We start from the raw sequence: 8,208 nt of genomic DNA on the forward strand, positions 1-8,208 counted from the left end.
GGATGATCTCAATGGACTAAAAAGAATACCAGTGGATATAATTCAACGGCAATAAATTATTATCAAAAACAGGGTCTGGCTATTATTAACNAGAGTCTACATTCATTTTATTCTGGGGTGTCTATTTTTTTAAAAAAAAGTGTTTTCCTATTATTTGCTATGGTCGTTGTTCTTGCCGGTTGTTCTGAACCTGAACCAACAAGCACTAAAGTTTTTGGTGGCAAAGCTTACATTGAGATGCCAGCTGAATTCACTTTAATGTCTAAAGAAATGCTGGCAACTAAATACCCTCAGCAGAATGCACCACAAGAAGCCTATTCCGTTGAACAGGGCAGTGTGTCCTTCGCATTCAGCGATAGCAATAGCGCCATACCCGATGGCAAGCTCGCTGAAGTTGTTAATATGATGAAGAAACAATTTGCGCCATTCAAACCGACTCTGGAAGAGAAGGATGTTGATGGGCGTAAAGCTTATATCATCACTATGGATACCCCGGCTGCTGATGGAACCATCAAGAATGTGATGTTGCTCACTACGATTGATGGGAAATTAGTTATTGCTACGTTTAACACGACTGAAGCTTTAGCTGACAAATATATGGATGTTGGCAAGAATGCACTGCTTTCTTTAAAGTTTAAGAAGTAACCATTAGTTAATTCAGTTATTTTAAGTCTAAAAAAATAGATAAATAGTAATAAAGGTTGCCTGATTAACAGGGCAACCTTTCTCATTGCTAAAGCAACGTTGTTGAGCGCTAGTGGGGAGACGGTACGCCGAACACTTCCTAAAACAGCTATAAATTGGCATCATAGCGCTATGTTGTTTTTTTAGGATGAGTAATGAAACAGTTCCCTTTTGATAAACGTTATGAGATTGAAGATGCCAGTGGTGTTGTTGAGTACTACATTGATGGTGATGAGTATATTCGCCGCCAGGATGGCGTACCGGGCTATCGAATCACAGGTTATGAAGTATATGAACATGATGCAGAGGCTAAACTCGCTGGTTTTCTCGAAGGGAAGCATATAACAACCCCGGATGCGGATATTCTGCTGACAATTTTAGATGACCAACAACCTACGGATTAGATTTCATTACTTTGGCTTTCGTCTGTGCAATGTTGCTATATAAAGATCATCTGCGGTTTTTGAAACAGAAAATAGGGCGTAATTAGCGATAATATTTTTTTGCAGAAGCTGCTATTCAATCTGGCTAAAACCGATTAACGTCAATCTACTTAGTGATAATCAGTCGGGGTTTCGATGAGCCAGCAAACTATTACGTTGTATACCGATTCAGATTTTTTCAGTCCTTATGTGATGTCGGTATTCGTATCATTGACAGAAAAAGCACTCCCTTTCTCATTAAGCGTCATTAATTTGTCTGCCGGTGAGAATCTGCAACAGGCTTATGCCCGTCTGTCGGCGACACGTCGGGTGCCGACACTGGTTATCGATGATTTTCAACTCTCTGAGTCTTCAGCTATTGCTGAATATTTAGACGAGCGTTTCCCGGCGCCAGATTACGCTCGGCTGTATCCGCAAGATAGGCAAGAGCGTGCCAGAGCGCGTGAAATACAGGCATGGCTGCGCAGTGATTTTATGCCGATCCGCACTGAACGGCCAACTGAAGTGGTCTTTGCTGGGTTAAGGCTGCCTCCTTTGTCTGATAGCGCGCAACAAGCGGCGAATAAACTTATTTCTGGGTTGGAGCGTTTGCTGTCGGATGGCAGAAGATATTTATTCAGTGAATGGTGTATCGCAGATACCGATTTGGCACTGATGCTTAACCGGTTAGCTCTGAATGGCGACAACTTACCTGAGTATCTTCGTCAGTATGCAAATTACCAATGGCAGCGGCCTTCTGTGCAGCAATGGCGAGCATTATCGCAGAAATAGAGGTAAGAAAAATTGAGGGTGGGGGCAATCCTCCACCTTGAACCAAAGTAGGATTAGCTTCGCTAGAATGAAAAACGTTATTGAGTTTGAAACTGAGCGTTTACAGCTACGGCAGTGGCTACCGTCAGACCGGGCACCTTTTGCAGCGCTTAACGCGGATCCTCGCGTTATGGCATTTTTCCCAGCCCCTCTAACACGTGAAGCAAGCGATATGATGGCTTCACGTTGTCAATTATTGATAGCACAGCGTGGCTGGGGGTTGTGGGCTGTTGAGCTGAAAGCTAGTGGGCAGTTTGTCGGCGCATTGGGGTTACATATTCCTACCGTTAAATTACCTTTTTCACCTTGTGTCGAGATAGGCTGGCGTTTTGCTTTTCCATTTTGGGGGCAAGGGCTGGCAACGGAAGCTGCATTGGCAGTATTGACGGTGGGTTTCGATCAATTAAAACTGGCTAAAATTGTTTCATTTACTGCTTTAATTAACCTGCGTTCACAAGCATTGATGGAACGAATCGGCATGGTGCGCGCGCCAGACCATTTTCCCCATCCAATTGTCAGCCCTGACATCAAGTTAAGCCAACACTGTTGGTATCATCTTTCTCATCAACAATGGCATAACAGACAGGATGATTTTGTGAGACTATCATCAAATTAGTCTACGTTTAGTCAGTAATATTTGGCCGCATCTGCTAGGACATATAATGATAATAAGCTGGAAATTAGTTCGTTCCATGGCGTTGCTAACCGGAATTTCTTTATTGGCGGCCTGTAGCCAATTACCTAGAAATCCAGTGCCAGTGGAGTTAATGCCAGCGGCCGAAATCCCTGGAATGCCGGATATCCGTGCCGGCGCGGGGCACATTAGCCCGATATTTGAAGCGGATTTACTGCAATCTTATAAAGATGAATCGAAAGAGATGTTCCGAGCCGCGGATGGAACATTGGTTTATCCCCATCTGGCATTATCTGGTGGTGGCCCAAATGGCGCCTTCGGTGCTGGCTTTTTGAACGGCTGGACGAAAACAGGTAAGCGCCCCGTGTTTAAGGTGGTCAGTGGGGTTTCCACTGGCGCGTTAATCGCACCTTTCGCCTTTTTAGGGAGTGATCACGACCAGGCATTACATGACTTTTATACCACCACCACCACCCGTGATATTTTCCATCTGGATAATCTATTATTTCGCCTCTTTTTCCGCGAATCATTAGCGGATACCAGCCCGTTGTCTAAATTGATTGATGGGCATATTACTCCTGAGTTAATGAGTGAAATCGCCCAGGCACATCGGCATGGTCGGCGGTTGTATATGGGTACGGTGGATCTCGATTCGCAAAGATTTATTGTCTGGAACATGGGGCTGATTGCGATGAAAGGGACTCCTGAAGCCCTAATGCTATTTCGTAAGGTGATGCTGGCTTCCTCTTCAGTCCCTGTCGCGTTCTCACCGGTATTTTTTGATGTGGTGGCTCAGGGTAAGCATTACGATGAAATGCATGTTGACGGCGGTGTGGCGGCGCGGGTCTTCTATAATGGTGGTGTGTACAGCTCAAAAGTCGTACGTACCAGAGCGGGCCTGGCAGACAGTAAAGAAGATATTTATATCATCCATAATGGACAGCTTGGCCCACAACCAGAACCGACCCCACGGTTGGTGCGTAATATCGCTATGCGTACTCTTGACTCAACCAGCAAAGCGGCATTGGTCGGGGATTTGTATCGTATTTATGCATTCTCTTTGGCTGAAAATTCAGGATTCCACTGGATAACGATTCCATCAAATGTTGATACCAATGGCGCAGAGATTTTTGATCCCATCAAGATGGAGCGTTTGTATCAGGCGGGTTATGCAGAGGCATTACAGGGGCCAAAATGGTCACTACGGCCACCAGGTACCATTGAGATGAACTCCTTACTACAAGATGCTGCTGCCATGCACAGTAACTAGAGGGGGCGCTTTGGCGTTGATGCCATTGTCAGGCTGGTACTTGGGTTACATTAGGTCAAGCAGTGGGAGTGAGCCATCAATAAGCGCCGCGGTGATATAGATAATAAATAGTGAATAGAGAAAGAAATTGCTGATCATTCGGCACCTCAATTACTCACACAGATAAGGTCTTTGTCATGGCAAAGCCACTACAATATAGCATGTGAACTGACTAAAAAACGCACTGATCGTGAATAAATAATGAATCTGCTGGGGTGGATTTAGCATGATGAATGCTTTTTAAGCAACTTCTGAGCGCGTAGTAGGGTTTTAGAGTGACTGAACAATGAGGTTAGGAGCAGATCTTGCCTGTCAGGCTTGGTTGAATATGCTGTAATATCAAAACGTTATCTTCAATTGAAAACAATTTAAGCAGCATATGATCAGAGAGAGTGTAATTGTGCTACACTATGCGACCGATAATCAAGGATAAAACATGAAAAAAGTCTCAATCATTGCTCAGTGCTTAATAAACGCTAAGAGTTTCAGTGAGATGTCCGAAGCTGAATCCTCGATAAAAAAAGTTTTCAACGATAGTTACGCAGAACATTCTTTTGATGAATGGAATACCGACGTTTCTACGTTGAGTGCTAACCGTGTTATCAGTTTGGTTGCTGGTGCTTCCAAGGTTCGGGTCAGAGGGTTGATCCAAGAATTATGGAATCACTGACCCCAGACCAAAGGTTTCCAATAACCCGTCTACCACATCACTACGCCAAGCATGCAAGTCATGCTGCGTGGTGAATGATTTCCCCGTACTTTCCATTTTCCGCTTGTTTTTTTCCGTTGTCTCCTGCAAAACCGGCTATTTTCGTGAACAAAAATCTGGCCCGGTACAGATAATCTGAGTAAACGCTGACCACTCCACGGTTTATTGCCGTTGGTTAACGTAATCTAACGAGGTTGTACAACTGAGAGGCGAGCATATGTCATTTCTTGATAGCGTCAAAAGATTGGTTAGCAGTGTAAAAGTGAAGATTAAGTGCCCAGATTGTGGCGCAGTCTCTGAGCAGAGCTCAGAAAAAGTGCACAAAAATACGGCCTTGGTTTGCCCAAAGTGTGGTTGCTTATTTTTACCTAAAGACAAACGCTAGCGGTAGCAATATCAGCCAAAAATCATCGACGCCCACCGCAGCAGCATTAATGCGCCACAGATACAGAGTAACACCACAAACATCTTCCAATGTTTCGTATGCAAGCGTTTGGTCACCATAGGGTCCTTATTCAATTTAGTATTATGTCTGACGGGGTCAGCTCTGCGGAATTCATTTGTTTACTGCGACGCTGGTTACTTTAGGTATATACCCGTCATACATCAAGCTGCATGTGCGTTGGCTGCTTTCGTTCACCCCAGTGACTTACTTGAAGTAAGCTCTTGGGGATTTACTCAATTGCCGCCTTCCTGCAACTCGAATTATTTAGGGTATAGTAGCGAAAATTTATGCTGATGCGAGAGTTAGTCAGTTCGTACCAGTTAAGATAAAGTGTAATATGCGCTGCATCAATAAGATGACGAATAGGAATAATGAAACTATGGCTACAGTCCCACAAAAATATCAAGACGCCGAGCGTTGGGCATTTGGTGATACTGAACAAGTGGCAGATGATGTATTGGCATTAGTACTGAACGGTACGAAAACAGCGACCTGTGCGGCATTGGATGAAGATGGCGTGCCGCAGGCGGGGGATATCTTTGTTGTGGTCAATGGCCGCAATGAACCGGTTTGTGCGATAGAGTTGACCGACGTAGAATTGAAAACGTTTGATCAGGTTGATGAAGCCCATGCTGTCGCTGAAGGTGAGGGCGATCGAACGCTGACGTTTTGGCGTAAAACGCAACAGCGCTTTTTTGAGGAGTACGAGATGTTTTCCCCAGAAATGATGCTGATTTGTATGCAGTTCAAAGTATTGGAAAAATTCTGATAGCTGGCTTCTGGTAGTCAGTAATTTGATTGATTTTGCCCTACAGATATTATCGAGTCGCAAGAGAAGAAACCGTCACTCATAAATTGTAGCTATGGGTTGACGGATCTTCTTATTGCAACAATCACGTTACCCTCATTACCCAAGCATCCTGATGTCGATCGTAATGTTGCTTAAAAAGCAACCGGTCTTTCCCATCTAACGTTGCGGGAATGCTGGTATGTTCATCCCACCCATCTAGCTGCATGCACAATTCAGGATCCGATTTACAGGGGATACTGAGGGTGTTTTCGCCTTTTGTCAGTGGTGCAGATAACTCTGCGTCATCAACTTCAAAATCTCTGATTTTTACTAGGGTTTTTCCCATAAAGACTCCTTACCTACCAAGTGGTATGAGGTATGACCAGATTGGTCGCCTTATTGAGAATAGCTGAGTCAGAAAAAAGTGCCAGAGGCCGCATCTAAAAAATACCGCCTCGGCGAAAATTCTATCCGCATCGAATCTGATGGGGGTTAATTATTTAATACCGAGTATGTTTAGTCAGAGTAGCCTAATGGCTGCATTCGCAGGGGAGTTCAGCCAAATTAAATTGGTTACGGCCATTCTTTTTCGAGTAATAAAGTGCTTGGTCTGCCGCGAGCATTAAATCCGCTTGATCCGTAATACCACTATGCTGATGGGCTTGATAAACAGTGACACCAAGGCTGATGGTGACTTTACGGAATTTACTGTCATTGTGTTTAATGCCCATAGCACGGATAGATTGCAATATATGCTCGGCCACCAGGCTGGCGCCCTGTTGGTCGGTATCTGGCAGAATAGCGGCAAACTCTTCTCCACCATAGCGAGCAACAATATCGGTGCTGCGTTTTAGTGATTTGCGTAATGCCCTGGCGACCAAGCGTAAGCAGGCATCACCAGAGATATGACCATAGCAATCATTGAAGTTCTTAAAGTAATCAATATCAATCATTAAAACTGCTAGCGGAGAGTCTGAGCGTTTTGCCCGCATAAATTCATGGGCCAGCACTTTTTTGAACGCCCGGCGATTAGGCAATTTAGTCAGTGAGTCTGTTCTGGCCTGAATTTCCAGACGTCGATTCGCTTTAACCAGCTTAAGTTCCAGCAATTTTCGTTCATGGATATCTTCTGCGGTTCCATACCAACACAACACATCGCCATTGTCACCTACGCTGGGAACTGCTCGGATTCGCATCCAGTTCCATCCCTTTTCAACATGACAAAAGCGGATTTCAACATCCAGTGGCTGCTGTGTTTGTAAGGAGTGTTCCCAACTGATTAAGGTGGGGTGGCGATCATCTAAATGGATGGTACGGAGCCATTTATCTGCCAGCGCCTCTTCGCGGGTTAATCCCGTAATTTTTTCAAAGCGAGAACTGACATCGGTAATCATGCCATCCGGGGATGCAGTCCAGGGAATTTGCGGATTCAGCTCCACCATATTGCGGTAATGCTGTTTACTGCTGCGCAGCTTTTCTTCCATCTCTTTCAATGGCGTAATATCGATCATCGCGACGGACAGCCCACTCACTTGACCACTGGGATATCTGGCGGCATTTATCCGCATAAAGAACACCCGTGCTTTATCCGGCATCTGAAACTCAGCATCGGGGATACTGTCATTGCAATAGGCTTTCAGCAGCGCACTCTGCAAAATAGGAATAATGCCCGGTAGGAAGTCTGCAATTTTGCGCCCATTAATCTCTACTGTATTTTTACCCAGAAGTTCAGCCAGATAATCATTCACAGTAACATAGCGCAGGGTCGTATCGATAAAGCACAGACCAGCCGGAGCACTGGAATAAATCGATTCCAACTCAAATAAGCGTTTATCCGCATCATAAGGTAAATTGCTCAGGTTTCGATCAATTCCGCGGTAACCTTTGAATTCGCCGTTATCATCGAACAGTGGGATACCACTGGTTTCAACTAAGACTTCGCTGCCATCAGCGCGAATATTACGGTTTTGCAAACCGGCAAAAGGGATACGTGCAGCCGCAATCTCTGCAAATATCTTTCCTACCCGGCTGGCTTCATCCTGAGGCATAAAGTCAAACGGCGTTTTACCGACCACCTCATGGGGTAGGCGACCAAGAAGCTCGATGGATTTTGCAGATGAAAACGTATAACGGCCGGAAGCATCAACTTCCCAGATCCAGTCTGAATTATTTTCGATGATGTCCCGTAAGCTGTTCATTTCTTTTAACAGACCAATGTCAGCTGATTCTTCCCGATTATCGTAGTCAGTCATGATGTCCACTCCTGTTTAATCTCGGCTTTCCTTAGATAGAAATATGTCGGCTATTATTTAAGCCCGCAGATTGTATAACAGGGACAGATTTAGTACAGCCCAATCGGATTTTTCTTATAAATAAACAATAAC

The 8,208-nt window shown here is 44.7% G+C and carries 11 protein-coding genes; 8 read left to right on the top strand and 3 right to left on the bottom strand.

Annotated elements, in window-relative coordinates; all coding sequences use genetic code 11:
- Window positions 1-159: 159 nt before the first annotated feature.
- The 7 genes from V2A85_RS19860 to V2A85_RS19890 all read left to right on the top strand — a co-directional run bounded on the left by V2A85_RS19860 (window position 160) and on the right by V2A85_RS19890 (window position 4,974).
- Window positions 160-645 carry a hypothetical protein gene (locus V2A85_RS19860; RefSeq protein WP_420072167.1) on the top strand — a complete coding sequence of 162 codons (486 nt, stop codon included), beginning with the start codon at window positions 160-162 and terminating at the stop codon, window positions 643-645.
- Window positions 646-839: 194 nt separating this feature from the next.
- Window positions 840-1,088 (top strand): hypothetical protein, encoded by a 249-nt coding sequence (locus tag V2A85_RS19865; protein WP_372559188.1) that lies wholly within the window; start codon window positions 840-842, stop codon window positions 1,086-1,088.
- Between the two features lie 174 nt (window positions 1,089-1,262).
- Complete coding sequence (yfcF, locus tag V2A85_RS19870) at window positions 1,263-1,898, top strand: glutathione transferase (protein ID WP_420072168.1); 636 nt, start codon at window positions 1,263-1,265, stop codon at window positions 1,896-1,898.
- Window positions 1,899-1,965: 67 nt separating this feature from the next.
- Window positions 1,966-2,553 carry a GNAT family N-acetyltransferase gene (locus V2A85_RS19875; RefSeq protein WP_420072169.1) on the top strand — a complete coding sequence of 196 codons (588 nt, stop codon included), beginning with the start codon at window positions 1,966-1,968 and terminating at the stop codon, window positions 2,551-2,553.
- 46 nt (window positions 2,554-2,599) lie between these two features.
- Complete coding sequence (locus tag V2A85_RS19880; RefSeq protein WP_372559185.1) at window positions 2,600-3,841, top strand: patatin-like phospholipase family protein; 1,242 nt, start codon at window positions 2,600-2,602, stop codon at window positions 3,839-3,841.
- Window positions 3,842-4,316: 475 nt separating this feature from the next.
- On the top strand, window positions 4,317-4,550 hold the full coding sequence (locus tag V2A85_RS19885) for a hypothetical protein (protein WP_005182969.1): 234 nt from the start codon (window positions 4,317-4,319) through the stop codon (window positions 4,548-4,550).
- 256 nt (window positions 4,551-4,806) lie between these two features.
- Window positions 4,807-4,974, top strand: coding sequence for a YnfU family zinc-binding protein (locus V2A85_RS19890; RefSeq protein WP_227746530.1), 168 nt, complete (start codon window positions 4,807-4,809; stop codon window positions 4,972-4,974).
- Between the two features lie 11 nt (window positions 4,975-4,985).
- Here V2A85_RS19890 and yniD read toward each other — a convergent pair whose 3' ends face one another.
- Window positions 4,986-5,093 (bottom strand): small membrane protein YniD, encoded by a 108-nt coding sequence (yniD, locus tag V2A85_RS19895; RefSeq protein WP_086018937.1) that lies wholly within the window; start codon window positions 5,091-5,093, stop codon window positions 4,986-4,988.
- Window positions 5,094-5,413: 320 nt separating this feature from the next.
- Here yniD and V2A85_RS19900 point away from each other — a divergent pair, with 320 nt between their 5' ends.
- On the top strand, window positions 5,414-5,803 hold the full coding sequence (locus tag V2A85_RS19900; RefSeq protein WP_083158646.1) for an ASCH domain-containing protein: 390 nt from the start codon (window positions 5,414-5,416) through the stop codon (window positions 5,801-5,803).
- 124 nt (window positions 5,804-5,927) lie between these two features.
- Here V2A85_RS19900 and V2A85_RS19905 read toward each other — a convergent pair whose 3' ends face one another.
- Together V2A85_RS19905 and V2A85_RS19910 are read right to left on the bottom strand one after the other, a co-directional pair.
- A complete protein-coding gene (locus V2A85_RS19905) occupies window positions 5,928-6,170 on the bottom strand; it encodes a DUF1480 family protein (RefSeq protein WP_083158647.1) in 243 nt (80 codons plus the stop codon).
- Window positions 6,171-6,354: 184 nt separating this feature from the next.
- On the bottom strand, window positions 6,355-8,076 hold the full coding sequence (locus V2A85_RS19910) for a sensor domain-containing diguanylate cyclase (RefSeq protein WP_420072170.1): 1,722 nt from the start codon (window positions 8,074-8,076) through the stop codon (window positions 6,355-6,357).
- Between the last annotated feature and the right edge of the window lie 132 nt (window positions 8,077-8,208).

It is taken from the genome of Yersinia sp. 1252 StPb PI (assembly GCF_048593885.1).
GTDB classification, from domain to species: Bacteria; Pseudomonadota; Gammaproteobacteria; order Enterobacterales; family Enterobacteriaceae; genus Yersinia; species Yersinia enterocolitica_E.